The sequence below is a fragment of the Pseudidiomarina taiwanensis genome (assembly GCF_003987435.1).
GTDB classification, from domain to species: Bacteria; Pseudomonadota; Gammaproteobacteria; order Enterobacterales; family Alteromonadaceae; genus Pseudidiomarina; species Pseudidiomarina taiwanensis.
In genome coordinates this window covers 415,280-440,210 of record NZ_PIQG01000002.1, presented here as the reverse complement: position 1 = coordinate 440,210, position 24,931 = coordinate 415,280, and the positions used below count along the sequence as shown (strand labels likewise).

The following is a 24,931-nucleotide window of genomic DNA, read 5'->3' as shown; positions in this document are numbered from 1 at the left end:
AATAAGGGCAGCGTTTAGTGACGCTGGGTTTTTTCTTTATGCTTGATCACCTGTCGATCAAGCTTGTCAATTAAGCTATCGATTGCAGCATACATATCTTGATGTTCTGAATCTGCAAAAATCTCTCCACCGTGAACATGCACAGTCGCTTCCGCTTTTTGGGTCAGCTTCTCAACATTCAAAATCACATGCACATTGGTGATATGGTCAAAATGACGTTCAAGTTTGGCGAATTTTTCGTCGACATAGTTGCGCAATGCTTCGGTAATTTCTACGTGATGACCGGTTAGATTGATTTGCATAACAGCTTCCTTCTTGTGTTCCCTATGTTAACTCAGACGTTTACGTTGACTCGAAGGCGGAATATTGAGTGCCTCACGATATTTCGCAATCGTCCGTCTTGCTACTTGGATACCTTGGGCCGCCATGAGTTCAGTCAATTTGCTGTCACTGAGGGGCTTTTTCGGGTTTTCTGCCGCAACAAGTTGTTTCAACATTGCTTTAATGGCAATGGCTGATGCTTCTCCTCCATCATCGGTATTAAGCTGACTTGAGAAGAAGTACTTCAATTCAAACATACCCCGCGGTGAAAGCATATATTTTTGTGACGTCACTCGCGAAATAGTTGACTCATGCATATCGACCGCCGCGGCAATGTCAGCCAAGACCATGGGCTTCATCGCTTGCTCGCCGAATTCAAAGAAACCTTGCTGACGTTGGACAATGGCACTGGCGACTTTAAGTAGGGTGTCATGCCGCGCCTCAAGACTGCGGATAAACCATTTTGCCTCTTGCGTTTGTTGACGGATATAATTGAGGTCTTCGCCGCTGGCGCTCAGCGATGCATAGAGGGCATTCACTTGTAGTTTTGGCATGTTCTGGGTGTTCAACTCAACGCCCCAGCGCTGGCCCTTCTTGCGGACCAGCACGTCCGGTTCAATGTAATCCTCGGCGTTGGGGCTGAACTTTTGCCCTGGGTGCGGATGTTGTTGCTGAATCAGCTCAAGCACTGCGGCTAACTGTCCCTCGGACAATTTATATTTGCGCATTAAGCTGCGGTAATCGCGCTGTCCCAGTAATTGAATATCAGCTTGCACGATGGCCATTGCTAGGCTCTTAAAAGGCGTCTCATCCGGCACTTGGGTAAGCTGCAAATGTAAGCACTCACTAACGCTGCGGCATCCTACACCAATGGGGTCGAAGTGTTGAATGCGCTTTAACACAACCGCCACATCGGCCGCCTCAACTTGCTCTTGTAAACGCTCATCGAGGCTCGCATAAATATCTTCGAGTGAGGTTTGCAAGTAGCCATTATCATCAATGCTATCGATAATCGCGTGCGCAATATAGCGATCCACAGGACTAAAGTGGGAGAGTTCTAACTGCCACAACAAATAGTCTTGTAAACTCTCATGGGCGGCTCCTTCGGTTGGTTCAAAGTCATCGCTAACAGTCCGGCTCGAAGGCGTCGAACTCGCTGAATAATCGTCCTGTTCGAGCTCGCTTGGTTGCTGTTCTGTTTCGCCATCAGCATGGTCATCAACGATTTCGAGCAAAGGGTTTTGCTCGAGTGCCGTGTGGATTTCTTGGGTCAGTTCGGTGGTGGAGAGTTGCAGCAGCTTAATGGCTTGCTGCAACTGTGGGGTCATGGTCAGCTGCTGATTAAACTTGAGCTGCAGTCCTTGTTTCATAATTTGAACTGGTCACCGAGGTAAACATCTTTGACATGCTGGTTATTCAAAATGCTCTCGGCGTCTCCACTTGCGATCAGCTCGCCATGGCTAACAATATAGGCATGCTCGCATACGGACAGGGTTTCTCGCACGTTATGATCAGTAATAAGCACGCCGATGCCACGCTTAGCGAGGTGTTCAATAATTTTCTTGATATCAATCACTGATATCGGGTCAACCCCGGCAAAAGGCTCGTCAAGCAGAATGAATTTTGGCTCGGCTGCCAGTGCCCGAGCAATTTCTACCCGCCGCCGTTCGCCGCCTGAGAGGCTCATGCCTATGCTGTTGGCGATATGACTGATATGGAATTCTTCGAGTAGCGCATCGAGTGCTTCTTCACGCCCTGCTTCATCGAGATCTTTGCGGGTTTCGAGAATAGCGAGAATGTTGTCGCGGACCGATAGCTTACGGAAAATAGATGATTCTTGGGGTAAATAGCCAATCCCACGGCGCGCGCGCTCATGCATCGGCAAGAGTGAGATATCATTGTCGTCAATCAGAATTCGGCCTTTATCATTATTGACGAGACCAACGATCATATAAAAAGTAGTGGTTTTACCCGCGCCATTCGGGCCGAGTAGACCAATGATTTGGCCGGTTTTGACCGTCAAACTGACATCTTTGACAACTGTTCTCTTTTTATAAGCTTTCGCTAGGTGTTCAGCGCTCAGTTGGGTCATCTTGGTTCTTTTTCTTTGGCATGAAAATGGTGGTGACGCGGTCATCTTCAGAACCGTCACGGTTTGCGGTCAATTGCTGGGTTGCGAAATTATAAATAATCTCATTCCCGCGGATCACACTGTTATTTTGGTTGACTTCAACATCGCCCGACAGAGTCAACAATTGCGCTGCTTGATCATAGCGAATGATATTGGCCCGGGCCGTGATCGGTGAGCCGTCATCAAGCTGCTGAGAATAAGTCGCAGGCGATCCAGTAGCAACAAAGACATCTGTCTCTGTGGCGCTATCACGGCTCACTTCCATCCGCTCAGCAAGGATTTCTAAGGTGCCTTGGGTAATCCGCACATCGTTGACAAAAATCGCCATCTTATTGGCAATATCAAACGACTCATTTTGTGCCTGAATCGCGATCGGTTGAGCAAAATCAGCGCGCCCCTGAGCAATCGCCATGGGACTAAGCCAGCTCAGAGCCAGACTAGTCAGAACTAGGTTCAAAGGTGTAAACAGTTTCAACATGCTCAATTAATTCCACGATTTGCGTTTGTAAGTTAGCGGTCATGCCTTCACCGCGCATGGTAAATTGTTTTCCAAAAATAGTCACCGGCTGCTCGGTTTCCATTTGCTCGGTTAAGGTATCGATGATCAAATAGCTGGTCTCGACGCGGTCCAAAAAATCTTCTGAGTTAAGGCTGCGAATTTCGATATCACGCTCCAGCACCAAACTCTTGTCACTATAGAACGAGCCTTGTTCTGCCATCACCTGCCAGGTCGCATCGCCTGCTTTGGTGTGGACGATATACGTCGGTTGGCTTAACTCGGTCAGTCCAATCGGGCTGTAATGGGTCATTTTCTCGGCACTGATGCGATGCACCAGTTCACCCTCTGCATTATAGACCCGCATTAATAATCCTTCCGCACGAAAGTCAGGTTTCACCTCGCGAAATTGATTGTCTTCTGGAGCTTGCTCAGATTCAGCAAAGGGCCGCCAAAACAGCAAGATGCCGATCACCAAGAGTAAGCCGATAAAGCCCCAGACATTGCGGTTCATAGGCTAACCCCACCTTCTTGTTTGGCTTTACCCTGACTCAATAAAATCAAATCACTGAGCTCTCGCACCACCCCATAGCCGCCCCGCGTTTGCGTAACATATGCACTCTTGGCCCGCACCTGTGGGTGCGCATCAGCAGGGGCACACGCCAAACCTGCCGCTTTCAACATAGCAAGATCGGGGATATCGTCACCGACACAAGCAATAGCCGCATCTTCGAGTTGATATTTCTGCTGTAACTCAGCGTAGCCGATGTGCTTGTGCTCTTGCCCTTGAATAATATCGGTCACCCCAAGCGCCTGCATGCGGTCGTTGACAATCCGCGAGTTACGCCCGGTAATCACCGCCACTTGAACGCCTGCACCTAACAATGCTTTGACCCCAAAGCCATCGCGGGTGTGAAAGGTTTTCAATTCTTCGCCTTGGTTACCAAGATAGATACGACCATCCGAAAACACCCCGTCGACATCGCAAATAAGCAGCTTGATCTGCGTTGCCGCCTGCCAGACTGAATCGTCGACCGCTTGATACCAATTTTCGAATTGTTGCCGAGCCGGTGCGTGGTTCATCTTAAAGCACTCCTGCACGCAGCAAATCGTGCATGTTTAACGCACCAATCGGCTGTTGCGCTGCATCGACCACAATTAAACCGTTAATTTTTTTATCTTCCATAATTTTCAGAGCTTGAGCGGCTAATACATCTGCAGTAATGGTCACTGGGTTGGCTGTCATCACCGTTGCAATGGTGGTCGCATGGACATCAAGACGTTGGTCGAGAATTCGGCGCAGGTCGCCATCAGTAAAGACGCCAAGCAATTGCTGCTGGTTATTGACAACCGCGGTCATGCCGAGCCCTTTTTGCGACATTTCCAGCAGGGCTTCACTTAAACTGGCCTCAGCTTGGACCACTGGGACGCGGTCGTCACGATGCATGACATCATGAATATGAAGTAACAGACGTCGACCGAGACTACCGCCCGGGTGCGACATAGCGAAGTCATCGGCGGTAAAGCCACGCGCATGTAACAGCGCGACGGCTAAAGCATCCCCCATAACTAAGGTCGCAGTGGTCGAGGAAGTCGGCGCCAAACCGAGCGGGCAGGCTTCTTGTTCAACTGCGATGCACAGATGCACATCGGCTAATTGTGCCAGTTGTGACTCGGGTTTGCCGGTCATGCTGATTAATTTCACCCCACGGCGCTTAATTAATGGCGCAATACTGAGAACTTCATCGGTCTCGCCTGAGTTAGAAATGGCGATAACAATATCGGCGTCAGTGATCATCCCAAGGTCACCATGGCTGGCTTCGCCCGGGTGCACAAAAAATGCAGGAGTTCCGGTGGAGGCAAGGGTAGCGGCGATCTTACCGCCGATATGGCCCGATTTACCCATGCCGATCACGATAACCCGACCATGACAACCAAGTAATAGCTCACAAGCCGCACTGAATTGGGCGTCAATAAACCGCTCGAGTCGCCCAACCGCATTGGCCTCAATCGCAATGACTTCAAGCCCCCACTGCTTAAATTGGGCGGCTCGATTCGCTGTGGAATCACGCGTATCTGACATGTTCTGCCTCTATCACCATCATTCTTTGCTCATCATACCCGATCGTTTTTCGATTTGCAGACGTAAAATGCAGTCAAGGCAACGTTTTGTCACAATTTTTGCATGCAGCCACTAGGGTTCAAGGCGGCCCTGAGGTACAATAGCGCGCAAGCAAACGAAGGAGAAGAGTCGGCGATGATTGCAGAGCCGTTGGTTGAAATTGAAAATGTTCATTTTGCACATGGGTTCGGGGCGCACCAAGTCTACGAAGGCTTATCTCTGCAAATTCCAAAAGGCAAAATCACTGCGATCATGGGGCCGAGCGGGATCGGTAAAACCACGCTGTTGCGCCTGATCGGAGGGCAATTAAAGCCTCAGCAGGGAACCATCAAGTTTACTGGACAAAACATTCCGACCCTGTCCCGCAGTGAGCTGTATCGAGTTCGCAAGCAAATGAGCATGCTGTTTCAATCAGGTGCGCTATTCACCGATATGAGTGTTTACGATAACGTCGCTTTCCCGCTGCGTGAGCACAGTCAGTTAACTGAAGAACTGATCGAAACCATCGTGTTACTCAAGCTCGAAGCAGTTGGTCTGCGCGGTGCTCGGCATATGATGCCAGCTGAGTTGTCCGGTGGAATGATGCGGCGTGCTGCGCTGGCGCGTGCCATTGCGCTAGACCCCGAGCTGATTATGTATGACGAGCCGTTCGCCGGACAGGATCCTATCTCGATGGGCGTGATCGTTAAGTTGATCAAAGCACTAAATGAGTCACTGGGTTTAACCAGCATGATCGTGACCCATGATGTGGAAGAGGTTCTGTCGATTGCAGACTATGCTTATATCATCGCTGAGCGCAAGGTGGTGGCACAAGGCACACCTGCGGAATTACAGCACTCTGATGAACCGCTGGTGCAACAGTTCTTAAATGGTCAAGCGGATGGCCCGGTGCCGTTCCATTTTAAGGGCAAGAGCTTAGCGCAAGATTTATTTGGGGAAACCGATGCTTAATGCCATCGCTAAATTAGGAAAGGCGACCCTCGATACCATCGCTGGAGCAGGTGCGGCGTTACTGATGCTAGGTAAAGCCTTGATCGGGGTGCCGCAATTAAGAAAGTCTTGGCCGCTATTATTGCAGCAGATATACGCCGTGGGTGTACTCTCCTTGGTGATTATCGTGGTCAGCGGACTCTTTATTGGGATGGTTTTGGGACTACAGGGCTATACCATTTTGGTTGACTTCGGGGCAGAGCAAAGTCTGGGTCCGATGGTTGCATTATCGCTGCTGCGAGAGCTTGGACCTGTGGTCACCGCGCTGTTGTTTGCGGGGCGAGCAGGTTCTGCACTGACGGCAGAAATTGGTTTGATGAAAGCGACTGAGCAGCTTTCTAGTCTAGAAATGATGGCGGTTGATCCGCTCCGCCGCGTGGTTGCGCCACGCTTTTGGGCGGGCTTTTATAGCATGCCAATCTTGGCTGTAATTTTCTCAGCCGTGGGTATTTACGGCGGTTATATTGTCGGCGTGCAATGGCTGGGTGTCGATGACGGAGCATTCTGGTCAGTGATGCAGGCCAATGTTGACCTGTATGACGATATTTTAAACGGTATCATCAAGAGCGTGGTATTTGCTTTTGTGGTGACTTGGATTGCCCTTTATAAGGGCTATAGTTGCGTGCCAACCTCAGTAGGAATCAGCAGAGCGACCACCTCAACTGTGGTGACCGCCTCACTGGCTGTGTTGGGATTAGATTTTGTATTAACTGCATTGATGTTCGGTTAAGGGCGTAGGGGATAAGATGGAATCAAGAAATATACAATTAGCGGTCGGAGTATTTGTTATTTTGGGGATTCTCGCGCTGTCATTTTTAGGCTTGCGGGCAGCCAATAGTAATGCAGCAACACAAGGCGAGACCTATAAACTCTATGCCAAATTCGACAACATTGGCGGTTTAAAAGAACGCTCACCAGTAAAGGTTGGTGGGGTTGTGGTCGGTCGCGTCTCAGCGATTAGCCTGACTGGAGATTATTATGAGCCTTTGGTCGAAATGACGATTAGTGCGCAATATGCCGAATTTTCAGAGACGACCTCAGTATCGATTCTCACCTCAGGTTTGTTAGGCGAGCAATACATTGGCCTTAACCCAGGCTTTATCGATGATACCGTGGTGATGCTGGAAGATGGCGACTATATCTATGACACCAAGTCGGCCTTGGTCTTAGAAGATTTAATCGGTCAATTCCTGTTTAGCCAAGGTAGCGACTAAACGAGATTAAGGAGTACTCAAAGTGAAAGCATTACAGGTTAAGCTGACTGGGTTTATTACCCTCACCCTAGTTGCGTTACTTGGTTTAGCGAATGTCAGTCATGCGCAGACCATTCGCAATGACAACCCGTACCTGTTATTGGAGCAGGTTGCTGATCGTACCTTCTCAAGAGTTGCTGACGAGCGCGATCAAATTAACCAAGATTTAGATTATTTTCGCGTCATTATTCGCGAAGAAATGATGCCTTATGTGGACTCAACCTATGCTGCTAAACGCGTACTCGGACGTGCGTTAAAAGATACCACAGAAGAGCAGCGCCAAGAGTTTTATGCGGTGTTTCGTGAGTATTTAGTGGCAACTTATGGGCGCGCTTTTACCCAGTATGATGAAAGCATCCATAGAGTTGAATTTGATAACGCCAATCGCTTCGATCCTGAGAGTCGCGCGGTTACGGTGAACACTCGGGTGATTGAAGAAGGTCGGCCACCGATTCGGATGGATTTTAAAATGCGTTTCGATAAGACCGACGAGCTTTGGAAGGCCTATGATTTAGTGGTTGAGGGCGTCAGTTTGTTGAATAGCAAACAGAGTGAAATCGCATCGGTTATTCGCTCACGAGGTATCGACGGTACCATCGAATTGCTGCGCGAAAAAGCCCAAGAGCCGATTAAGCCATTGGCTGAGGGTGAAAAGGTAAGCTAATGCCAAGTAGCTGGAAGCGTGTTAATAGTTCGCAAATTGCCTTTACGGGTGAACTCAATCGCGATACCGTTCCCACTCTCTGGCAAGACTGCCAGCATTGGCTTGAGGGTGAGGGCGATTTAGCGATTGAACTTGCGCAAGTGCAGCTGGTCGATAGTGCTGGGGTGGCAATGTTGCTGCAACTGCAGCGGCGCCTGCAACAGCACCAACGACAATTGATTTTGCTTAACCCAAACGCCCAACTCCGCGCAATTGTGGAGCTCAGTGGGGTAAGCGATCTCGTTCAGTTTGAGCAAACTAAAACGGAGCAGAATAGCGAATCATGATTACTGCAGAGCAAATTCAAAGCCGACTTGAAGCGGAGCTTGAGCTTGATGAATTGAAAATAAAGTTAGACGGCAATCATGCCAGCATTCTCGCAGTTGGCGAAGTCTTTGCAGATTTAAGTCGAGTTAAAAAACAACAAGTCATTTATGCTCCGCTGCGCGATCTGATTAGCTCGGGCGAGCTGCATGCAGTGTCTATGCGCACCTACACGCCGACCGAATGGCAGCGTGAAAAGAAACTAGCGCTGTTAAGCTAAGCGAGTCCTCCCATGCAAAAACTGTTGATCCAAGGTGGCCAACCGCTGCACGGCGAAGTCACTATTTCTGGCGCAAAAAATGCCGCCTTACCTATTTTAATGGCCTCGTTACTTGCCAGTGACGCGGTCGAAGTAAGTAACGTGCCCGCCCTACAAGATGTCAAAACCACCTTTAAATTGTTGGGCGAACTTGGGGTCACCAGCGAACAATTAGGCCCAAATGAATATCGTATTTCACCACAAGGCCTGAATCAGCATATTGCCAGCTACGAGCTGGTGAAGACCATGCGTGCCTCAATTCTAGTGCTTGGCCCGCTGCTCGCGCGTTACGGCAAAGCGCAAGTCAGTCTCCCAGGTGGGTGCGCAATCGGTGCCCGCCCGGTCAATTTGCATATCGAAGGTTTACGCCAAATGGGCGCTGAAATTATGGTCGAACAAGGCTACATCAAGGCGCAGGTTGATGGGCGCTTGCATGGCGCCAATATTTTACTCGATACCGTTAGTGTGACAGGGACTGAAAACCTGATGATGGCGGCAACGCTCGCCAGCGGTGTGACGGTCATCGAGAATGCTGCCCGTGAACCGGAAGTTGTCGATTTAGCCCGCTTTTTAAATACCCTTGGCGCTGATATTCGCGGTGCGGGCAGTGACCGTATTGAGATTCATGGTGTTGAGGCGTTACATGGCGGTCGTTATAGCGTGCAGCCTGATCGTATCGAAACCGGCACCTTCCTTGTGGCAGCGGTTGCCACAGGCGGAGATGTCACCTGTCGTAACACCGATCCTGAAATGCTCGAGGCAGTATTGAAAAAACTTGCTGACGCTGGTGCACAAATTACCAAGGGTAAGGATTGGATCCGCATTCAAGCGCAAGGTCGGCCGCAACCTGTGACCATAGTCACTGCGCCGCATCCAGCTTTCCCCACTGATATGCAAGCGCAATTTTGTGCGCTCAATGCCATCGCTGATGGTGCCGGATGGGTGCGCGAGACGATTTTCGAAAACCGTTTTATGCACGTTCCTGAGTTGCAGCGCATGGGGGCTAAAATCGAATTAGAGGGTAATACGGCGATCTGTAAAGGCGTCGAAGAACTCACTGGAGCCCAAGTGATGTGTACTGATTTACGGGCCTCTGCTTCGTTGGTTATTGCCGGTTTGGTGGCGAATGGCACCACCACCATTGAGCGCATTTATCATATCGACCGTGGCTACGAGACCATCGAGAAGAAGTTAGCCGCACTTGGGGCCAATATTACCCGCGTCAGTTAACGGCTGTTCAGTTTAGCAATGGTCACAGGGCGGGTGAGCATTTCGTAATCACCTGCTCCAGTGGCACGGAAAAAGCTCACTTCGATCACAGTCCCTGGTTTACTGCGAGCGACCAGCTCTAAACCCGAAGCGACCGAAGTGACCGGCACCCCATCCATTTCAATAATGTAGTCGCCTTGGCGCAGTCCTGCTTGCTCTGCAGGGCTGTTTGGGTCGACTCCATTAACATAAATTCCGGCCTGCTGATAAGACTGTGACGCCTCGTTTGGTCCAACTTGAATCCCAAAGTAGCCGCGCACGACTTCGCCTTCTTGAATCAGGGTATCCATCACCCATTTGGCAATGCTGTAGGGGACAGCGAAGTAAATACCGCTGATACCTTGACCTGAGTTATCGCGATAGCGCGCATTGTTGATGCCAACCAGATAGCCATTGCTATTCACCAAGGCACCACCCGAAGCACCCTCGTTAATGACGGCATCCATTTGAATCAAATCGGCATGCGAGTTGTTTAGCACCCCCATGCGTCCGCCCGCAGCGCTGACGATCCCTTGGGTAATGGTCTGGCCCAGATTCAGAGGGTTACCAATCGCGAGCACGACATCACCCGCCCGAACTTTCATAGTTTGCTGTTGTGGAATCACCGGCAGGTTATCCGCTTCAATCCGAATCACCGCCAGATCGGTCACCGCATCGCCGCCAATCACATAGCCACTGTATTGGCGCCCATCTTGCAATGCGACTTGAATTTGATCGTTATTGGCGACCACGTGGTAGGCCGTAAGAATGTGGCCCTTATTATCCATGATCACGCCCGAGCCAAGTCGCGCTACCAGACTTGGACCCTCGTAATAACTACGCCCAGGCACTTGTTCGAGGCTGTAAATATTGACGACGGCTGGCGCAGCACGATTGACCGCTTTGGCGAACGACAGGGGAGCCTGCTCAAAACTCTGTTCTACTTGGTAATCTTGCCAGAGTGGTGTGGCCCATAGCACCAGCAGTGCTGCTCCTAAGCCGACAAGGCTAGAGCGAACAATAAGCCAAACCCATTTACTCATGGCAAACCTCTGGTGTATTTGAAAAATTGACTGTTAGCATAGCATTTTTTCAAAAAAAAGAGGGCAGCATTTTTGCTGCCCTCGAAAGCAGCTAAGGAATGAGGATTCGTTAGCGTGCACTGCGTAAAACCAGATACAGTGAAGAGTTGCCGCGGCGAATGTTAAGCGCAAGTACGCTCCCCGCGTTGTCGACCGCTGCTCGCAGGTCGCTGATGTTATTCACGCGCACTCGATTCACGGCCAAAATGATGTCATCTTGACGAAGACCGTAACGAGCGGCGATTGAACCCTCTTCGATTTCAGTGATTTGCACACCGCCTTGCTCTGCAACCGCCAGCGTCACGCTCTCGAGGGCGGGATGAATACTTTCAGCGGTCACTGAGGTTTCTTCGGCTGCAAGGGTGGCGGTAAAGGTTTTAGTTTTACCATCGCGAATCACGGTGATATCCACTTCACGCCCTGCACCAATGGTGGCCACTTTGGCGAACAAGTCAGCAAATACGCGAACCTTCTCGCCATTGACGGCGATGATTACGTCACCTGACTCCAGTCCAGCGCGCGCTGCTGCGCCATCTTCAATCACTTCTGAGACGAAGGCTCCGTAGTTGGCATCAATGCCTAAGGCCTCGGCAACTTCTGGGGTTAAATCGTTACCACGCACACCTAAGATACCGCGCCGTACTTCACCAAACTCAATAATTTGATCGACTAAGTCGCGCATCATGTCTGATGGAATGGCAAAGCCAATCCCAATGTTGCCGCCATTTGGGCCAAGAATTGCGGTGTTTATGCCGACTAGTTCGCCATCGAGGGTGACCAAGGCACCGCCTGAGTTACCGCTATTAATCGCAGCATCGGTTTGAATGAAGTTTTCAACTTCTTCAATACCTAAGCCACTGCGACCTAATGCACTGACAATCCCAGAGGTGACGGTTTGACCCAGGCCAAATGGGTTGCCGATGGCAACCACAAAGTCACCGACGCGCAAATCTGATGATTTACCGATTTCGATAGCAGTGAGGTCTTCACCGTTTTCGATTTTAATCAGCGCAATATCTGAGCGCTCATCGTTGCCGACCACAGTCGCATCGAAGCGCCGCCCATCTTTTAGGGTTACCACGATTTCAGTGGCATCATCAATCACATGATGGTTGGTCACCACGTAGCCTTTCTCAGCATCGATGATGACACCCGAGCCTAAGCCTTCGAACGGACGTTCTTGAACTTGCTCCCGCGGACCATTTGGACCAAAGAAAAAGCGGAACATATCGGGTACGCGCTGGCGAATTTCGCGCGAACCTTTGACCGAAATATTGACCACTGCTGGGGTGACTTCCTCCAGCATCGGGGCAAGGGTTGGGGTTTCGTCAGAGCTACTGAAAAAAGGAATATTGGCACTGACGGGCTGCATTACAAACGCGCCAACAAGCGCGCATACGGCAAGAAATTTAGCGTTCATTAAAACCTACTCCTTATCAGGACTTGTTACTTAGCAAGAGACTGATAAGAAGTAGATAAGTTCGCCAGCAAGTTGTTTCAAGATGTAACGTAAAAAAGTGGCAAAGAATTATGAATCTGAGGGGCTAAACAGGCCTGATTTTTTATCACTGTAATCACGTGGAGGGTTCTGTTCGGTCTTGCCTTCGTCACGCTTGCGGTCATCTTGCAGACGACTTGCCATCCGTAACTGGCGCATGGTGTCTTCGGCAAAGAAGGGCAAGCTCGGTTGACTTTGTTCTTGCTGCAACAGCTCAGAACTGTGTTTTAGGTAAGACTTCAATTTTTCTTGGGTCTCTTCCAGTTGCTCAACTAAGGCTTGAGCCGTCGCAAAATGCTCGGCGACTTCTTGCTGGTAAGCTTGCAGCTGCTGCTTGCTTTGATTGACCTCTTCGCTGAGCCGGGCTTCCTCAGAATGCTCATTACGCCAGTAAAGGGCGACAAAAAATCCAATCACTGCACCAACAATGACCAACAAAATTCCGACGATCCAACTCATAATTACTCCTTGCAACAGTATGCAACGTGATAAACTGTTGCCTATAAGCATAATCTAGAATCAAGGTGAAGTGGTAGTCACAATGCAAAAGTTCACTCCTTTGCAAAAATATCAGCATGACCTCGAACACAAAGGGTTCAGTGCCGATGCCGCCCAACAGCGTGCAGTTGAAGCCTTGCAGCGCTTGTATGATGAGCTCATTACCTACAATCAGCAGCAACAGCGCGGTGCGTTTTCTCAGCTCATCCACAAAGCCCTTGGCAAGCGTGCTCAGCCGCCTCAAGGGATTTACTTTTGGGGTGGGGTCGGTCGCGGTAAAACTTATTTAGTCGACACCTTTTATGAAGCCTTACCATTTGAGCGCAAATTACGGGTTCACTTTCATCGCTTTATGCACCGCATTCATGCCGAATTGAAACTGCTCAAAGGCCGCAGCGATCCGTTGCCATTGATTGCTGAGAAACTTGCCACGGAAACTCAAATCCTCTGTTTTGACGAGTTTTTTGTGCAGGATATTACCGATGCCATGTTACTCGGGACCCTGCTGCAAGAGTTGTTTAAGCGTGGGGTGGTGTTGGTTGCAACCTCAAATATTATCCCCGATGAGCTCTATCGGAATGGCTTGCAGCGACAGCGTTTTCTGCCCGCGATTGCATTGCTGAATAAACATTGTGAGGTGATCAATGTCGACAGCGGTGTCGATTATCGCTTGCGCACCCTAACCCGGGCGGAAATTTATCATGCTCCGGCTGACGCCGAGGCAGATGCTAACCTCGAGCGCTACTTCGCCGAGCTGGCGCCGGACCATAAAAGTCGCAATAAAAAAGGCCAGATCAAAATTAATGGTCGCCATATCCCCGTCCGACTCGAAGCCGATGACGTGGTGCTGTTTGATTTTGCGGCCATTTGTGGTGGTCCGCGTTCGCAAACCGACTATATTGAAATTGCGCGACTGTATCACGCTGTCCTGATCAGCGCGGTACCGCAAATGGGGCTCCACAATGATGATGCCGCACGTCGATTTATTGCCTTGGTCGATGAGTTTTATGAGCGCCGGGTTAAGCTGATCATGTCGGCCGAGGTCCCGCTGGAGCAGTTATATAGTGAGGGTAAATTGAATTTTGAATTTAAGCGCTGCATCAGTCGCTTACAAGAAATGCAGAGCCACGATTACTTAGCTAAGGCGCATAAAGCCTAATGAATTACTCCGAGATCGCAACCGCACTTGGTGGCCTCGGCCTGTTGCTATTGGGCATGAGTTTGCTCACTGATGGCTTAAAAGCAGCTGCGGGGAATCATTTGCGCGGTTTTCTTGAGCGCTCAACCCAAACGCGTGCGAAAGCTGCGGCCTCGGGGTTTCTGATGACCGCGCTGGTACAATCTTCTGGTGCGGTGGTGGTGGCCTTACTTGGCTTTACCAATGCCGGCATGTTGCGACTTAAGCAAGCCGCCTGGGTTGTCTTTGGGAGTAACGTTGGAACGACCGTCACGGCTTGGATTGTGGCGCTTGTCGGGCTGCAATTCAAAGTCACCGCGCTGGCCTTGCCGATGATCGGGGTCGGTATGCTACTGCGCCTGACCAATGGCGATCGCAAATGGTCGAATATTGGTCTTGCGATGGCCGGTTTTGGGGTTTTATTTGTTGGTCTCGACTTGTTGCAAAGCGGTTTTGCTGATGCGGTAGCCTGGTTACCGCTGGATCAATTTCAGGCGCAAAGCTTTGCCGCAATTGGCTATGCGCTACTGAGCGGGTTCTTGCTGACCGCTTTATTGCAATCTTCATCCGCATCCTTGGCGATTATTTTATCGGCTGCTGTGAGCGGAATTTTCTCGCCCTATGTGGGTGCAGCGCTCGTCATCGGTGCCAACTTGGGGAGCACCATGATGGCAGTGCTTGCCAGTATTGGCGCCACCCCAAATGCGAAACGTTTGGCTGCAATTCATGTGATGATGAATGTGGTCACTGCGCTGGTGGCATTGGCGTTACTGCAACCACTGTGGTGGTTTACCACTTGGTTGGTCAGCGACCCCAGTAGTGTCAACCTAGCCACTGATCTCGCGGTTTTTCACAGCTTATTTAATATTCTCGGGCTTGCTTTAATGCGGGTTGGCGACCAGCGTCTGCTCACTCTAATCGAGCGCTGGATCAGCTTGCCACCATTTCGCAGCGGTAAGGCACGCTATCTTGATAGCACGGTACTCGAAGTTCCAGCCATGGGGGTAGCGGCGCTGGTAAACGAACAGCAGCGAGTATTTCGTCAGCATATCTTGCGCTTGCGAACCTTGCTGCACGATGAAATCGATGCCGAAAGTCGCCGTGATCAAGTTGCCACCGGCGAATTATTACAGGTGATTACCGACTTTTCGGAAAAGTTAAGTCAAACCAAATTACAAGGCGAGCAAGCCGAAGACTTTGTTGAGTTGAGTAGCTCGCGCCACTTTTTGTTCGACTTACGCCGTGTGCTTGAGCAATTAGAGCAGTCCCAGCACGCGCGCTTACAACAGTCACTGAGCGACCCCTTAAAACAGCTTTTAATTAAAGCCTTACATGATATCGACGCTCCGTTAGGTGCTGAGCTTGAGGCCGTCGTCATGCAGATCCAACAGCAACGTCACGCCGACCATCAGGCGCTATTAGTGCGTATTAACCGTGGTGAGATTCCAGCAATCGAAGGCACCGAAGCACTGCAATTGCTGACTTTATGGGGGCAAGTACTCGAGTTAATGCTGGGCATCCAAAAAGTACTCTTCCCAACGCTACCGCAGGCGGATAAATAACCAGCAATACAGTTGATCAATGACAACCTTTCCCCTATAATCCGCGCAGCCCACGTTACAGGTACAACTAATCAAACTTATTTGATTGTTGTGGTTCGCGGGGAAGCCCGGAACTACTGTCGTGAACCTTTAAGAAAGAGAAAGTCTCAATGAGTACATTTGTTGCAAAACCAGAAACGGTCCAACGTGACTGGTATGTTATTGACGCTGAAGGGAAAACTTTAGGTCGTTTGGCAACGGAAGTTGCCCGTCGTTTGCGTGGCAAACATAAGCCAGAGTACACCCCACACGTCGACACTGGTGACTTCATTGTCATCATCAACGCTGAGAAAGTCGCTGTGACTGGCCGTAAGGCAAGTGACAAGATGTACTATTCTCACTCTGGGTACCCAGGTGGTATCAAGGAAATCAACTTCGAGAAGTTGATCGCCAAGAAACCAGAAATGGTCATTCAGAAAGCGGTGAAAGGTATGTTGCCTCGTGGTCCACTTGGTCGTGCCATGTTCCGTAAACTGAAAGTGTACGCGGGTGCCGAGCACAAACACACTGCTCAGCAACCTAAACAACTTGAAATTTAAGACGGAGCATTAAAACAATGGCAGAAAATCAATACTACGGTACTGGTCGTCGCAAAAGCTCAACTGCACGCGTTTTCTTGCGTCCAGGTAGCGGCAACATCAGCATCAATAACCGCAGCTTAGATGAGTATTTCGGTCGCGAAACTGCACGTATGGTTGTGCGTCAGCCACTCGAACTTGTCGAAATGCTAGAGAAATTTGACCTGTACATCACTGTTAAAGGTGGTGGTTCAAGCGGTCAAGCTGGCGCAGTTCGTCACGGTATCACTCGTGCGTTAATGCAGTATGACGAAACCCTTCGTGGTGACCTTCGTCGCGCTGGTTACGTTACTCGTGATGCCCGTCAAGTCGAGCGTAAGAAAGTCGGCTTGCACAAAGCACGTAAGCGTCCACAATTCTCGAAGCGTTAAGCTTACCGACAGTCATCGACTGTTTACGAAAAAAACCCGGCCTTGTGCCGGGTTTTTTGTCTTTATCCTTGTAAAAATCGGGCCATTTCTTTATCATCTGAGAGCATTTTTTTGCCGTTCGTGGGGCATTCTCTCCACGAACCTTGCAGCAGCTAATTACTGACTTCACAGCAATGTTCTGTGAAGCGTCCAAACTGGAGAGTAAGTGGATGAGCAATGCGCCTGTAGATAAAGGCCGTCGTCGTTTTCTGACTGTCGCAACTTCGGTTGTGGGAGCAGCGGGCGCGGTCGGAGTTGCCGTTCCTTTCATTACGTCGTGGAACCCGAGTGAAAAAGCCAAAAACGCAGGGGCCCCGGTGGAAGTGAACATTGGGAAAATGGAACCAGGTCAACTGGTTCGCCAAGAGTGGCGGGGCCAACCGGTATGGGTTGTGCGACGCACGCCAGAAATGCTAGCGACCCTTGAGGGACTGGCAGATCAGTTGCGTGACCCGCATTCAGAAGAGCCGCAACAGCCGGCCTATGCGACCAACTTAGGTCGAGCGATCAAAGACGAATACTTTGTCGCGGTTGGAATTTGTACCCACCTTGGCTGTTCACCACAGTATTTAGAAACTGATTTCGGTGAGCAAGTCGAAGGCATTGCAGCGGGCTTCTTCTGTCCGTGCCACGGCTCCAAGTTTGATATCGCTGGGCGTGTATTCTCAGGGGTACCGGCGCCATATAACCTAGTCGTGCCTCCGCACTACTATGTGAACGACACGACCATTTTGATTGGTGAAGACGGGGAGCAAGCATAATGAATAAACTCATTGCTTGGTTTGACGAGCGCATCCCATTAACCAAAACGTGGAACATTCACTTAGCGCAATACCCAGCGCCAAAGAATCTTAACTTTTGGTACTTGTTCGGTGTGCTTGCGACCTTAGTACTGGTGAACCAAATTGTTACCGGTATCTGGTTGACCATGAACTACGTTCCTTCAGCTGAAGGCGCTTTTGCCTCAGTTGAATACATCATGCGTGATATCGAGGGCGGTTGGATTCTGCGTTATATGCACTCAACCGGTGCCTCAGCGTTTTTCGTGGTGGTCTACTTACACATGTTCCGCGGTATGCTTTATGGCTCATATCAGAAGCCACGGGAGCTACTGTGGGTATTCGGTATGCTGATCTTCCTGGTATTGATGGCCGAAGCGTTCATGGGCTATTTGCTGCCTTGGGGGCAAATGTCGTACTGGGGTGCGCAGGTTATTATTTCCTTGTTCGGCGCAATTCCGTATATCGGTGATGACCTTACCCTATGGATCCGCGGTGACTATGTTATTTCAGGGGCAACCTTGAACCGTTTCTTTGCCTTGCACGTGATTGCCTTACCATTAGTCTTGGTGATCTTGGTGTTCCTCCACATCATTGCTTTGCATGAAGTGGGCTCGAATAACCCAGAAGGTATTCCAACCAAGAAACCAAAAGGTTCAGTGCCTGAAGAAGAGAAGCCGAAGTTCAAATTCCACGAGCGCTTCACTAAGAAGTACGACATCGTCGACTCAGTGCCGTTCTTCCCGTACTTTATCGTTAAAGATTTAGTCGGTATCGGTATCTTCTTGTTCTTGTTCTGCTATGTGATTTTCTTCGCTCCAGCAATGGGCGGCTTGTTCCTTGAGCCACCAAACTTTGAGCCGGCAAACGCCTTGAAAACACCTGAACACATTGCTCCAGTTTGGTACTTCACGCCGTTCTACGCGATTTTGCGTGCGGTACCTGATAAGTTGATGGGGGTTATCCTGATGTTCGGTGCAATCGCTTTCTTGTTCGCATTGCCATGGATTGACCGCGGTAAAGTTCGTTCGATTCGTTATCGTTCGACCTTCCACAAAATCAACTTAACCGTGTTTGCAATCAGCTTTATTGTGCTGGGCTATTTGGGCTTAAAACCGGCAACTGAGGTCTACACCTTCTTTGCTCGAGTGTTTACGTTCTTGTACTTCGCATTCTTCGTGTTCCTCTGGTTCTACAGTAAGAATGAGAATACAAAACCTGTGCCAGAGAGGATTACCAAGTGATGAAAACTATTCTAAAAACCTGCCTTATCGCAGCGACATCACTTTGGTCGGCCGCTATTTTAGCGGCTGGCCCAACCGTTCCGCTGGACAAGGCCAATATTGATTTACACGACAAAGCGTCGCTGCAACGTGGTGCGCAATTGTTCATGAACTACTGCTTGGGTTGTCACTCAATGCAGTATCAGCGCTACAACCGCACGTTCCGTGATCTTGAGATTCCAGAAGATCTGGGCATGGAAAACTTGCAGTTTACCGGCGAAAAAGTAGGTGATTTGATCACCAACGCGATGCCGGCGAAGCAATCAGGCGAATGGTTTGGTGTGAATCCACCGGATCTTACCTTGGTATCGCGGGTGCGCGGTGCGGATTGGATTTACACCTATATGCGCAGCTTCTATGCTGACCCAGCTCGTCCATTCGGCGTTAACAACACGGTTTTCCCGAACGTTGGTATGCCGCACGTTTTGGAAGAGTTGCAAGGGGTTCCGCGCAAAACTTACGAGCAGCGTATGATTGATGGTGAGATGAAGGATGTTTATGTTGGTCTTAAAGCTGACGGCTCCGGCATGCTTACCGCTGAGGAATATGACCAAGCCATCTTGGACTTGACCAACTTCTTGGTTTACACCGGTGAACCTATGATGTTGGAACAGCGTCGTCTTGGCTGGTATGTATTCGGTTTCTTGTTAGTCTTCACAATTTTAGCTTACTTGCTCAAACGTGAATTCTTCCGAGACCTTAAATAAGTAAATGGAGAAGTGAATGTCGGTTGCGGCCAATAAACGTTCAGTAATGACGCTCTATGCAGGTAAAAATGACTTGCAGAGCCATCAGGTGCGTATCGTCCTCGCAGAAAAAGGGGTTGGCGTGGAAATCAACTTTGTTGAGCCCGGTCAGTTCCCAGAGGATTTGTTACAGTTAAACCCTTATCCTGATGCCTTGCCTACCTTGGTTGACCGTGAGTTGGTGTTATATAGCGCCCACATCATCATGGAATACCTTGATGAGCGTTTCCCGCATCCGCCATTGATGCCGGTTTATCCGGTATCGCGTGGTACCAGCCGCCTAATGATGTATCGCATCGAGCGGGATTGGTATTCACTCGCTGAAACTATTATCAATGGTGGCAAAAAGGCGGATGCAGCGCGGCAAGAATTGCGTGAGAGCATTTTGTCATTAGCGCCACTATTCGATGATACGCCGTTCTTCATGAGTGAAGAATTTAGTCTTATCGATTGCTACCTTGCGCCATTGTTGTGGCGTTTACCGCTCTACGGCATCGAGCTTGATGGCAGCGGTGCGAAAGCAGTTAAGAACTATATGGTGCGCGTATTCGAGCGAGAATCGTTCCAACAGTCGCTCACCGAAGTTGAGCGCGAGATCGGTAAATGAGCGAGCTAAAGCTGACCCCAAAGCGCCCGTACTTGTTACGGGCGCTTTACCAATGGATGCTAGATAATCAGTTGACACCGCACTTGGTCGTGAATACTGAAGTAGCGGGCTGTGAAGTTCCGGAGCAGTTCATTCAAGATGGTCAGATCATCCTCAATATTGCTCCAGCTGCTGCGGCGAGTTTACAACTAAATGATGATGCGATTCATTTTAGTGCTCGGTTTGCCGGCCAGTCGCAGCGGGTTTGGGTACCTATGGCTGCTGCAGTTGCCCTCTATGCGCGTGAAAATGGCGCTGGCACTATCTTTGAAGACGAAGACTTTAGTGCGTGGACCTCAACACCTAGCCCTGAACCGAGGGACGAGCCGCAAGCCAAGCCTAAAGCGAGTCACCTGAAACGGATCAAGTGATCGAGGTGCGCTTAACGCACCTCAAAGGCGTCAATAACGCGCGTGACACCATTTACATTACGCGCAATTTCGACCGCAGTCTCAGCATCATCTGCACTGATAAGACCGAGCAGAAATACTTCGCCATTCTCAGTGACGACCTTGATCCGACTGCCTTCAACATTTTCGCTGGCCAATAACTGAGTTTTCACTTTACTGGTAATCCAACTGTCTTTGCTGATTTGGCCAAGCCCAATGACTTCGCCGACGCGGATTTCATTGTGCACCCGAACGACGCCGTCGACTTGCCGAATTTGCTCAGCCGCATAACTGCGCAAGCGCTCATGCTCAACTTGTCCCATTAACAGCACAGTGCGATTAAAGCTAACGACTTGGATCCGTGCTGCTTTTAGGCGCGTATCATCGTTCAAGGTAGCGACCGCTTTGATTTCGATGGCTTGGTCATCGACTTGAGCACCCACTGTACGCGAGTCATTAGCAGAGGCGATGCCTGCCGCGGTTGCACCAACCAGCACCGTTGCACAGCCTGATAAACTAAGTGTGAGGGTTGCTACGAGTGGCACTAAAAATCGCTTTTTCATTCATCTCCCTCCTGCGGAAAAATAGCTGTCTCAACTAAGCTGCAGAGCATATTCACGCTTTGCAGTAGATGCTCACTTACGCGCGCTAGATTAGTTGATGGGATGCGAATTTCGACATCATCCGGACCAAGAAAACCGGCTACGTCCTGATCATGGTCGCCTGTTACGGCAATAATCAACATATCACGCGCCAGCGCCGCCTCCATCGCACGGGTTAGCCGCGGTGATTGTTCACTGGCACTCAACACTAACAGCACATCGCCACTTTGCCCAATGGCACTGATTTGCTGAGCAAATATCGAGTGATGGTCGGTTGCACCAAAATCTGCATGCAACGCCGAAACAGGAAACGGCGGTCGTTCGAAATTCAAACCAGTCAGCATCATGTGGGTAAATTGGCGCGCTGTGGCATGGGCCGTGGCTTCACCGCAACAATAAACGCGCTGATTTTGTAGCAACGACTGGACCAATAACTCGGCTGCGCGCACTAAAGGCTCCTGCAACAGATCCGCTGCCGCGATCTGGGTTTGAATGCCTTCGGTAAATAAACGTTTTATTGCATCATGCATGACTATCCTCAAAACGCATCAATAAGCCATTGCGGCCGAATTCGGTTAGCGACTAATGCAATCACATCAAAGCGCATTGCGGTAGTCGCCTCATCGAGTTGTTGCTGTAACAAGAAAAACTGTGCGGCGCGACGAATACGTTGACATTGCTGTGGCCTGATTTGTTCCAGGACATCAGCAAAATCATCGTCACTTCGGTATTTCACCTCAACGAAGATCAAGCCTTCGTCATCGCGCATGATTAAATCAATTTCGCCCACATCACATTTAAAATTGCGAGCAACTAAATCCAATCCCTGTTCAAGTAAAAAGTCTAGCGCAGTTTGTTCAGCCGCGGAACCCGTCGCTACTCGTGACATTAGCGCAGTGGAACCACGCGCTGCCCAGCATAGCGTGCCCAACTTAAGGTGCGTTGAATGCGGCCGTTGCGTATCTGTAAAGCGCCAGTTAGACCGTTTAATCGGAGTCCCGGAGTACGATCGAGCCAATATTGCTGTAGCGCAATATAAATACTGTCATGACCAAAGGCTGCCAAACGCGTCAGGTCATAATCCCACTGGGGTCGCAGCTGCAGCAATTGCTGCAGTGCTTTGCTTTGCGGATGATTGGGGAGTAACCAAGGGGCATCGCTAAAGTGCACTTGGTCGAGATCATTCTCGCTCAGTTCACTGCGTAAGATATGACTGGTTGAATTTGCGTAGACCGGAATGGGCTGACGAAAGGGTGAAATCGTCACGTCGATAAAGGGCTTTAATAACCTCGTTTGTTCAATCCCCCCAACTAAGTAAATCGCCTCAATATCATCACGGCTTCGTGCTTCCGCTTCGACGATGATTTTCCCGGCCGCAATTTTTATCTGCCAAATTCGGGCGTCACTTGCGCTCACTGCCAGTTGGTCTTGTACCGCAGTTTTCATCTCGTCGGCATCTTGATAACGGCCGAAGAAAACTCGTCCCGCACCGTCAGTGGCAGCCATCAGGCTTTGCTCAAAGACCTGTTCTAGTTGTTGCCCGCGAGCCGTATTTGGAGCCAGCACTAAGACCGAGCGATAACCACGTTGAGCAAATAGTTGCGCGGCTTGGCGTATTTCTGTCTCGCTATCCAGTGCATAGCTGACCGTTGCACCGGCATGGGTCGCGCCGAGGCCGTTGTTAGGCGTGTTCAACATCACCCAATTGACCTGCTCCGGCAACAGCGCCATCGGCACCTTGTCGATATGAGCTTTAAGGAGCGGTCCTACGAGCGTATCCGCCTGAGTTTGCTGGAGCCGTTCCGGTAACGCGTTAAAATCAAAGGTGGCGGTATCGACAAACTCAACATCGATATCAGGACGTTTTGCGAGCGCCAGCACCATACCATCGCGGACTGCTTGTCCTTGTGCCGCAAATGCACCCGTTAAGGGTAACAAGGCCAGGACTCGTTGCACCGGTGCGGGTGCTGCAAGAACGTCGGCAGCGATTTCTGTGGCGGGATGCTCGGGATAGTTTTTCTGCCACTGAGCTAATCCTTGAGCCGCGGTTAATTTCGCACTCACCACATCATCAAGGATACGCCGAAGTGCTAGCCAGCCAGTCCCGACCAAGTCATCACTGCGCAGTGACGGCGACACAGTATCAGCTGTTAATAAGGTCCAGGTATCGAAGCGCAGCGGTTGCTCTTGGGCTATAAATTCAAGTTGCAATTGCAGGGCGAGGGGCCAATCTTCTTGTGCCACTGCGAGCACTTGTTGCAACTGCCGATAGGTCAGAGAGAGACTTGTTTGGTTCGCTACCCGTGGGTAAATTGGCGCCAACTCGTCGAGCTGGGCTTGTGCCGCCTGCCAATTTTTTTGCTCAACGGCAAATGCCGCATGTAATAGACCACGCTTAAAGCTTTGTTGTTGGTCTAACTGAGTCGTTGGAAAATAACGATCAAGCTGCGCCAACACCGCAGCAGCCTGTTGCCATGCGCCGTCAAATTGCAGTTGCTGGGCTGCGTTTAACAGTGCTGAGACTTGTGCGGTGCCGCTTTGTTGTTCAGCAAGCGCGAGCCAACTGGCCGCATTGCGTTGGGTTTGTTCCGTTGGGGTGGTGACTTGGCGCTCCACCTCGGGACTCATGCTCTTATTTGCGGCGCCGTCGCGGTTAGCGGAAGTTTGTGCACAACCGTTGAGCAGGCTCATGCAAAAAGCCATCGCCAACAAGCGCACAAACAAGTATTTTGCGCCAAAATTTGGCACACTATGCCGAACGGCCTGCCGAGTATGCTGCCGAGTGAGCCGATGCGAGCTTGGGCTGAGTCGCTGAAGCAGAGTATGTTGCAAGAGACACGTCACCAACGATTGCAATGAATACGCCATACTATAAACGCAGCATCGCTGAGACACAATGTAACAAGGTGACTTTACGAGGCTTTAACATGCATGAAAATCCTTCCGCAGTAGGATGTCTATACATTGTGCCAACCCCCATTGGGAACTTGGCCGATATGAGCGAGCGTGCTCTGCAAGTGCTCGCAGAGGTTGATCTGATCGCGGCCGAAGATACCCGTCATAGCGGACAATTACTGCAGCATTTTGCGCTCCATAAACCCATGTTTGCCTTACATGAGCATAATGAGCGACAGCGCGCTGCGACCTTAATTAGCAAGCTACAAGAAGGGCAGTCGATTGCCCTAGTAAGTGATGCGGGCACGCCACTGATTAGCGATCCGGGTTATGTGATTGTGCAAGCGTGTCGCGAAGCTGGGATTCGAGTGGTGCCGCTACCGGGCGCCTGCGCCTTGATTACGGCGTTATCTGCTGCGGGCTTACCAACGGATCGCTTTTGCTTTGAAGGCTTTTTGCCTGCTAAACCGCAGCAACGGCGCAATGCTTTGAACGCGCTTAAAGTCGAGCCACGGACTCTAGTCTTTTATGAATCGCCGCACCGAATCGTGGCGACGCTGGCCGACCTTGGTCAATGTTTCGGGGCTGAGCGACACGTGGTGTTGGCACGTGAATTAACCAAACAATACGAAACTTTTTTGGTGGGCAGTGTTGCTGAGGTTGCGGCAAAACTTGCTGCGGACCCGAATCAGCAGCGTGGTGAAATGGTGATCGTGGTGGCGGGTGCGCAAGCGCAAACGAATGCGGAGCAAGAGTTAAACCAAGCGCTACAAACGGTCCAGCTGTTGCGGGCAGAACTGCCATTGAAAAAAGCTTGCGCCTTAGCTGCTGAAATTCATGGTTTACGGAAAAACCAACTATATCAGCTAGCACTTGAGCAATAACCAGCGTAGAATGCCC

General features: G+C 50.3%; 31 protein-coding genes. 17 read left to right on the top strand and 14 right to left on the bottom strand.

Translation table 11 applies throughout. The annotated features are described in order from the left end of the window. Positions 1-14 precede the first annotated feature (14 nt). From hpf to CWI83_RS05950, 7 genes are read right to left on the bottom strand one after another with little or no spacing between them, the layout of a single operon-like run. Positions 15-302: a ribosome hibernation promoting factor gene (hpf, locus tag CWI83_RS05980; protein WP_126827110.1), complete on the bottom strand. Its 288-nt coding sequence runs from the start codon at positions 300-302 to the stop codon at positions 15-17. A gap of 27 nt (positions 303-329) precedes the next feature. After that, complete coding sequence (locus CWI83_RS05975) at positions 330-1,691, bottom strand: RNA polymerase factor sigma-54 (RefSeq protein WP_126827107.1); 1,362 nt, start codon at positions 1,689-1,691, stop codon at positions 330-332. Beyond that, positions 1,688-2,413 carry an LPS export ABC transporter ATP-binding protein gene (lptB, locus tag CWI83_RS05970; RefSeq protein ID WP_126827104.1) on the bottom strand — a complete coding sequence of 242 codons (726 nt, stop codon included), beginning with the start codon at positions 2,411-2,413 and terminating at the stop codon, positions 1,688-1,690. Before lptB ends, CWI83_RS05975 begins: the two co-directional genes overlap by 4 nt. Then, on the bottom strand, positions 2,394-2,930 hold the full coding sequence (gene lptA, locus CWI83_RS05965) for a lipopolysaccharide transport periplasmic protein LptA (protein ID WP_126827101.1): 537 nt from the start codon (positions 2,928-2,930) through the stop codon (positions 2,394-2,396). Before lptA ends, lptB begins: the two co-directional genes overlap by 20 nt. After that, positions 2,890-3,462, bottom strand: coding sequence for an LPS export ABC transporter periplasmic protein LptC (lptC, locus tag CWI83_RS05960; protein WP_126827098.1), 573 nt, complete (start codon positions 3,460-3,462; stop codon positions 2,890-2,892). The genes lptA and lptC overlap by 41 nt, the downstream gene beginning before the upstream one ends. Beyond that, positions 3,459-4,031 (bottom strand): 3-deoxy-manno-octulosonate-8-phosphatase KdsC, encoded by a 573-nt coding sequence (gene kdsC / locus CWI83_RS05955; protein WP_126827095.1) that lies wholly within the window; start codon positions 4,029-4,031, stop codon positions 3,459-3,461. Before kdsC ends, lptC begins: the two co-directional genes overlap by 4 nt. A 1-nt stretch (position 4,032) precedes the next feature. Continuing rightward, a complete protein-coding gene (locus CWI83_RS05950; RefSeq protein WP_126827092.1) occupies positions 4,033-5,031 on the bottom strand; it encodes a KpsF/GutQ family sugar-phosphate isomerase in 999 nt (332 codons plus the stop codon). A gap of 174 nt (positions 5,032-5,205) precedes the next feature. On the opposite strand from CWI83_RS05950, the gene CWI83_RS05945 reads away from it, so the two are divergent. Genes CWI83_RS05945 through murA form a run of 7 tightly spaced genes read left to right on the top strand, consistent with a single transcriptional unit; the run spans position 5,206 to position 9,829 of the window. Further along, positions 5,206-6,021 carry an ATP-binding cassette domain-containing protein gene (locus tag CWI83_RS05945; RefSeq protein WP_126827089.1) on the top strand — a complete coding sequence of 272 codons (816 nt, stop codon included), beginning with the start codon at positions 5,206-5,208 and terminating at the stop codon, positions 6,019-6,021. Further along, positions 6,014-6,790, top strand: a complete 777-nt coding sequence (mlaE, locus tag CWI83_RS05940) for a lipid asymmetry maintenance ABC transporter permease subunit MlaE (protein WP_126827086.1) — start codon at positions 6,014-6,016, stop codon at positions 6,788-6,790. Before CWI83_RS05945 ends, mlaE begins: the two co-directional genes overlap by 8 nt. Before the next feature lie 16 nt (positions 6,791-6,806). Further along, on the top strand, positions 6,807-7,274 hold the full coding sequence (mlaD, locus tag CWI83_RS05935; RefSeq protein WP_126827083.1) for an outer membrane lipid asymmetry maintenance protein MlaD: 468 nt from the start codon (positions 6,807-6,809) through the stop codon (positions 7,272-7,274). Positions 7,275-7,296: 22 nt separating this feature from the next. Beyond that, positions 7,297-7,977, top strand: coding sequence for an MlaC/ttg2D family ABC transporter substrate-binding protein (locus tag CWI83_RS05930; RefSeq protein ID WP_241969882.1), 681 nt, complete (start codon positions 7,297-7,299; stop codon positions 7,975-7,977). Further along, positions 7,977-8,303 carry an STAS domain-containing protein gene (locus CWI83_RS05925; protein ID WP_126827080.1) on the top strand — a complete coding sequence of 109 codons (327 nt, stop codon included), beginning with the start codon at positions 7,977-7,979 and terminating at the stop codon, positions 8,301-8,303. The genes CWI83_RS05930 and CWI83_RS05925 overlap by 1 nt, the downstream gene beginning before the upstream one ends. Then, positions 8,300-8,560, top strand: a complete 261-nt coding sequence (locus tag CWI83_RS05920; RefSeq protein ID WP_338053321.1) for a BolA family protein — start codon at positions 8,300-8,302, stop codon at positions 8,558-8,560. The genes CWI83_RS05925 and CWI83_RS05920 overlap by 4 nt, the downstream gene beginning before the upstream one ends. Before the next feature lie 12 nt (positions 8,561-8,572). Then, positions 8,573-9,829: a UDP-N-acetylglucosamine 1-carboxyvinyltransferase gene (murA, locus tag CWI83_RS05915; RefSeq protein WP_126827078.1), complete on the top strand. Its 1,257-nt coding sequence runs from the start codon at positions 8,573-8,575 to the stop codon at positions 9,827-9,829. Here the strand turns inward: murA and CWI83_RS05910 are convergent. The 3 genes from CWI83_RS05910 to CWI83_RS05900 form a co-directional block, all read right to left on the bottom strand. Then, a complete protein-coding gene (locus CWI83_RS05910) occupies positions 9,826-10,890 on the bottom strand; it encodes a trypsin-like peptidase domain-containing protein (RefSeq protein ID WP_126827075.1) in 1,065 nt (354 codons plus the stop codon). The two genes, murA and CWI83_RS05910, sit on opposite strands and share 4 nt — an antisense overlap. Before the next feature lie 109 nt (positions 10,891-10,999). Next, the gene (locus CWI83_RS05905) at positions 11,000-12,349 is read right to left on the bottom strand and encodes a DegQ family serine endoprotease (protein WP_126827072.1); all 1,350 of its coding nucleotides are present in this window, start codon (positions 12,347-12,349) and stop codon (positions 11,000-11,002) included. Positions 12,350-12,457: 108 nt separating this feature from the next. Beyond that, complete coding sequence (locus CWI83_RS05900; protein WP_126827069.1) at positions 12,458-12,886, bottom strand: Z-ring associated ZapG family protein; 429 nt, start codon at positions 12,884-12,886, stop codon at positions 12,458-12,460. 82 nt (positions 12,887-12,968) lie between these two features. Here CWI83_RS05900 and zapE point away from each other — a divergent pair, with 82 nt between their 5' ends. The 9 genes from zapE to CWI83_RS05855 all read left to right on the top strand — a co-directional run bounded on the left by zapE (position 12,969) and on the right by CWI83_RS05855 (position 20,516). Next, on the top strand, positions 12,969-14,084 hold the full coding sequence (gene zapE / locus CWI83_RS05895) for a cell division protein ZapE (protein WP_126827066.1): 1,116 nt from the start codon (positions 12,969-12,971) through the stop codon (positions 14,082-14,084). Continuing rightward, positions 14,084-15,664 (top strand): Na/Pi cotransporter family protein, encoded by a 1,581-nt coding sequence (locus CWI83_RS05890; protein WP_126827064.1) that lies wholly within the window; start codon positions 14,084-14,086, stop codon positions 15,662-15,664. The genes zapE and CWI83_RS05890 overlap by 1 nt, the downstream gene beginning before the upstream one ends. Before the next feature lie 149 nt (positions 15,665-15,813). Beyond that, positions 15,814-16,242: a 50S ribosomal protein L13 gene (rplM, locus tag CWI83_RS05885; protein ID WP_126827062.1), complete on the top strand. Its 429-nt coding sequence runs from the start codon at positions 15,814-15,816 to the stop codon at positions 16,240-16,242. Between the two features lie 17 nt (positions 16,243-16,259). After that, positions 16,260-16,652 carry a 30S ribosomal protein S9 gene (gene rpsI, locus CWI83_RS05880; RefSeq protein WP_126827059.1) on the top strand — a complete coding sequence of 131 codons (393 nt, stop codon included), beginning with the start codon at positions 16,260-16,262 and terminating at the stop codon, positions 16,650-16,652. A 209-nt stretch (positions 16,653-16,861) separates the two neighbouring features. Further along, on the top strand, positions 16,862-17,452 hold the full coding sequence (petA, locus tag CWI83_RS05875; RefSeq protein WP_126827056.1) for a ubiquinol-cytochrome c reductase iron-sulfur subunit: 591 nt from the start codon (positions 16,862-16,864) through the stop codon (positions 17,450-17,452). Next, entirely contained in the window at positions 17,452-18,714 is a 1,263-nt protein-coding gene (locus tag CWI83_RS05870; RefSeq protein WP_126827054.1) for a cytochrome b, read from the top strand. The genes petA and CWI83_RS05870 overlap by 1 nt, the downstream gene beginning before the upstream one ends. After that, complete coding sequence (locus CWI83_RS05865; RefSeq protein ID WP_126827051.1) at positions 18,714-19,460, top strand: cytochrome c1; 747 nt, start codon at positions 18,714-18,716, stop codon at positions 19,458-19,460. Before CWI83_RS05870 ends, CWI83_RS05865 begins: the two co-directional genes overlap by 1 nt. A 16-nt stretch (positions 19,461-19,476) precedes the next feature. Next, positions 19,477-20,106, top strand: coding sequence for a stringent starvation protein SspA (gene sspA, locus CWI83_RS05860; RefSeq protein ID WP_126827048.1), 630 nt, complete (start codon positions 19,477-19,479; stop codon positions 20,104-20,106). Then, on the top strand, positions 20,103-20,516 hold the full coding sequence (locus tag CWI83_RS05855; protein WP_126827047.1) for a ClpXP protease specificity-enhancing factor: 414 nt from the start codon (positions 20,103-20,105) through the stop codon (positions 20,514-20,516). Before sspA ends, CWI83_RS05855 begins: the two co-directional genes overlap by 4 nt. Before the next feature lie 11 nt (positions 20,517-20,527). Here the strand turns inward: CWI83_RS05855 and dolP are convergent, their stop codons facing one another. From dolP to CWI83_RS05835, 4 genes are read right to left on the bottom strand one after another with little or no spacing between them, the layout of a single operon-like run. Further along, a complete protein-coding gene (gene dolP / locus CWI83_RS05850) occupies positions 20,528-21,097 on the bottom strand; it encodes a division/outer membrane stress-associated lipid-binding lipoprotein (protein ID WP_126827044.1) in 570 nt (189 codons plus the stop codon). Beyond that, on the bottom strand, positions 21,094-21,666 hold the full coding sequence (locus CWI83_RS05845) for an SIS domain-containing protein (RefSeq protein WP_126827042.1): 573 nt from the start codon (positions 21,664-21,666) through the stop codon (positions 21,094-21,096). The genes dolP and CWI83_RS05845 overlap by 4 nt, the downstream gene beginning before the upstream one ends. A gap of 8 nt (positions 21,667-21,674) precedes the next feature. After that, positions 21,675-22,025: a YraN family protein gene (locus tag CWI83_RS05840; RefSeq protein WP_126827039.1), complete on the bottom strand. Its 351-nt coding sequence runs from the start codon at positions 22,023-22,025 to the stop codon at positions 21,675-21,677. Continuing rightward, complete coding sequence (locus CWI83_RS05835; protein WP_126827037.1) at positions 22,025-24,004, bottom strand: penicillin-binding protein activator; 1,980 nt, start codon at positions 24,002-24,004, stop codon at positions 22,025-22,027. Before CWI83_RS05835 ends, CWI83_RS05840 begins: the two co-directional genes overlap by 1 nt. Positions 24,005-24,063: 59 nt before the next feature. Here CWI83_RS05835 and rsmI point away from each other — a divergent pair, with 59 nt between their 5' ends. Then, positions 24,064-24,915, top strand: a complete 852-nt coding sequence (gene rsmI, locus CWI83_RS05830) for a 16S rRNA (cytidine(1402)-2'-O)-methyltransferase (RefSeq protein ID WP_126827034.1) — start codon at positions 24,064-24,066, stop codon at positions 24,913-24,915. Positions 24,916-24,931 lie beyond the last annotated feature (16 nt).

Coding starts and splice junctions, on each gene's coding strand:
- CWI83_RS05845 (WP_126827042.1), bottom strand. CDS start 21,666: ATGCATGATGCAATAAAACGTTTATTTACCGAAGGCATTCAAACCCAG.
- lptA (WP_126827101.1), bottom strand. CDS start 2,930: ATGTTGAAACTGTTTACACCTTTGAACCTAGTTCTGACTAGTCTGGCT.
- CWI83_RS05945 (WP_126827089.1), top strand. CDS start 5,206: ATGATTGCAGAGCCGTTGGTTGAAATTGAAAATGTTCATTTTGCACAT.
- rplM (WP_126827062.1), top strand. CDS start 15,814: ATGAGTACATTTGTTGCAAAACCAGAAACGGTCCAACGTGACTGGTAT.
- zapE (WP_126827066.1), top strand. CDS start 12,969: ATGCAAAAGTTCACTCCTTTGCAAAAATATCAGCATGACCTCGAACAC.
- CWI83_RS05835 (WP_126827037.1), bottom strand. CDS start 24,004: ATGGCGTATTCATTGCAATCGTTGGTGACGTGTCTCTTGCAACATACT.
- CWI83_RS05925 (WP_126827080.1), top strand. CDS start 7,977: ATGCCAAGTAGCTGGAAGCGTGTTAATAGTTCGCAAATTGCCTTTACG.
- CWI83_RS05870 (WP_126827054.1), top strand. CDS start 17,452: ATGAATAAACTCATTGCTTGGTTTGACGAGCGCATCCCATTAACCAAA.
- CWI83_RS05855 (WP_126827047.1), top strand. CDS start 20,103: ATGAGCGAGCTAAAGCTGACCCCAAAGCGCCCGTACTTGTTACGGGCG.
- CWI83_RS05975 (WP_126827107.1), bottom strand. CDS start 1,691: ATGAAACAAGGACTGCAGCTCAAGTTTAATCAGCAGCTGACCATGACC.
- CWI83_RS05910 (WP_126827075.1), bottom strand. CDS start 10,890: ATGAGTAAATGGGTTTGGCTTATTGTTCGCTCTAGCCTTGTCGGCTTA.
- sspA (WP_126827048.1), top strand. CDS start 19,477: ATGTCGGTTGCGGCCAATAAACGTTCAGTAATGACGCTCTATGCAGGT.
- CWI83_RS05900 (WP_126827069.1), bottom strand. CDS start 12,886: ATGAGTTGGATCGTCGGAATTTTGTTGGTCATTGTTGGTGCAGTGATT.
- rpsI (WP_126827059.1), top strand. CDS start 16,260: ATGGCAGAAAATCAATACTACGGTACTGGTCGTCGCAAAAGCTCAACT.
- hpf (WP_126827110.1), bottom strand. CDS start 302: ATGCAAATCAATCTAACCGGTCATCACGTAGAAATTACCGAAGCATTG.
- CWI83_RS05840 (WP_126827039.1), bottom strand. CDS start 22,025: ATGTCACGAGTAGCGACGGGTTCCGCGGCTGAACAAACTGCGCTAGAC.
- lptB (WP_126827104.1), bottom strand. CDS start 2,413: ATGACCCAACTGAGCGCTGAACACCTAGCGAAAGCTTATAAAAAGAGA.
- CWI83_RS05920 (WP_338053321.1), top strand. CDS start 8,300: ATGATTACTGCAGAGCAAATTCAAAGCCGACTTGAAGCGGAGCTTGAG.
- rsmI (WP_126827034.1), top strand. CDS start 24,064: ATGCATGAAAATCCTTCCGCAGTAGGATGTCTATACATTGTGCCAACC.
- CWI83_RS05950 (WP_126827092.1), bottom strand. CDS start 5,031: ATGTCAGATACGCGTGATTCCACAGCGAATCGAGCCGCCCAATTTAAG.
- dolP (WP_126827044.1), bottom strand. CDS start 21,097: ATGAAAAAGCGATTTTTAGTGCCACTCGTAGCAACCCTCACACTTAGT.
- kdsC (WP_126827095.1), bottom strand. CDS start 4,031: ATGAACCACGCACCGGCTCGGCAACAATTCGAAAATTGGTATCAAGCG.
- CWI83_RS05905 (WP_126827072.1), bottom strand. CDS start 12,349: ATGAACGCTAAATTTCTTGCCGTATGCGCGCTTGTTGGCGCGTTTGTA.
- CWI83_RS05865 (WP_126827051.1), top strand. CDS start 18,714: ATGAAAACTATTCTAAAAACCTGCCTTATCGCAGCGACATCACTTTGG.
- murA (WP_126827078.1), top strand. CDS start 8,573: ATGCAAAAACTGTTGATCCAAGGTGGCCAACCGCTGCACGGCGAAGTC.
- petA (WP_126827056.1), top strand. CDS start 16,862: ATGAGCAATGCGCCTGTAGATAAAGGCCGTCGTCGTTTTCTGACTGTC.
- lptC (WP_126827098.1), bottom strand. CDS start 3,462: ATGAACCGCAATGTCTGGGGCTTTATCGGCTTACTCTTGGTGATCGGC.
- mlaE (WP_126827086.1), top strand. CDS start 6,014: ATGCTTAATGCCATCGCTAAATTAGGAAAGGCGACCCTCGATACCATC.
- CWI83_RS05890 (WP_126827064.1), top strand. CDS start 14,084: ATGAATTACTCCGAGATCGCAACCGCACTTGGTGGCCTCGGCCTGTTG.
- mlaD (WP_126827083.1), top strand. CDS start 6,807: ATGGAATCAAGAAATATACAATTAGCGGTCGGAGTATTTGTTATTTTG.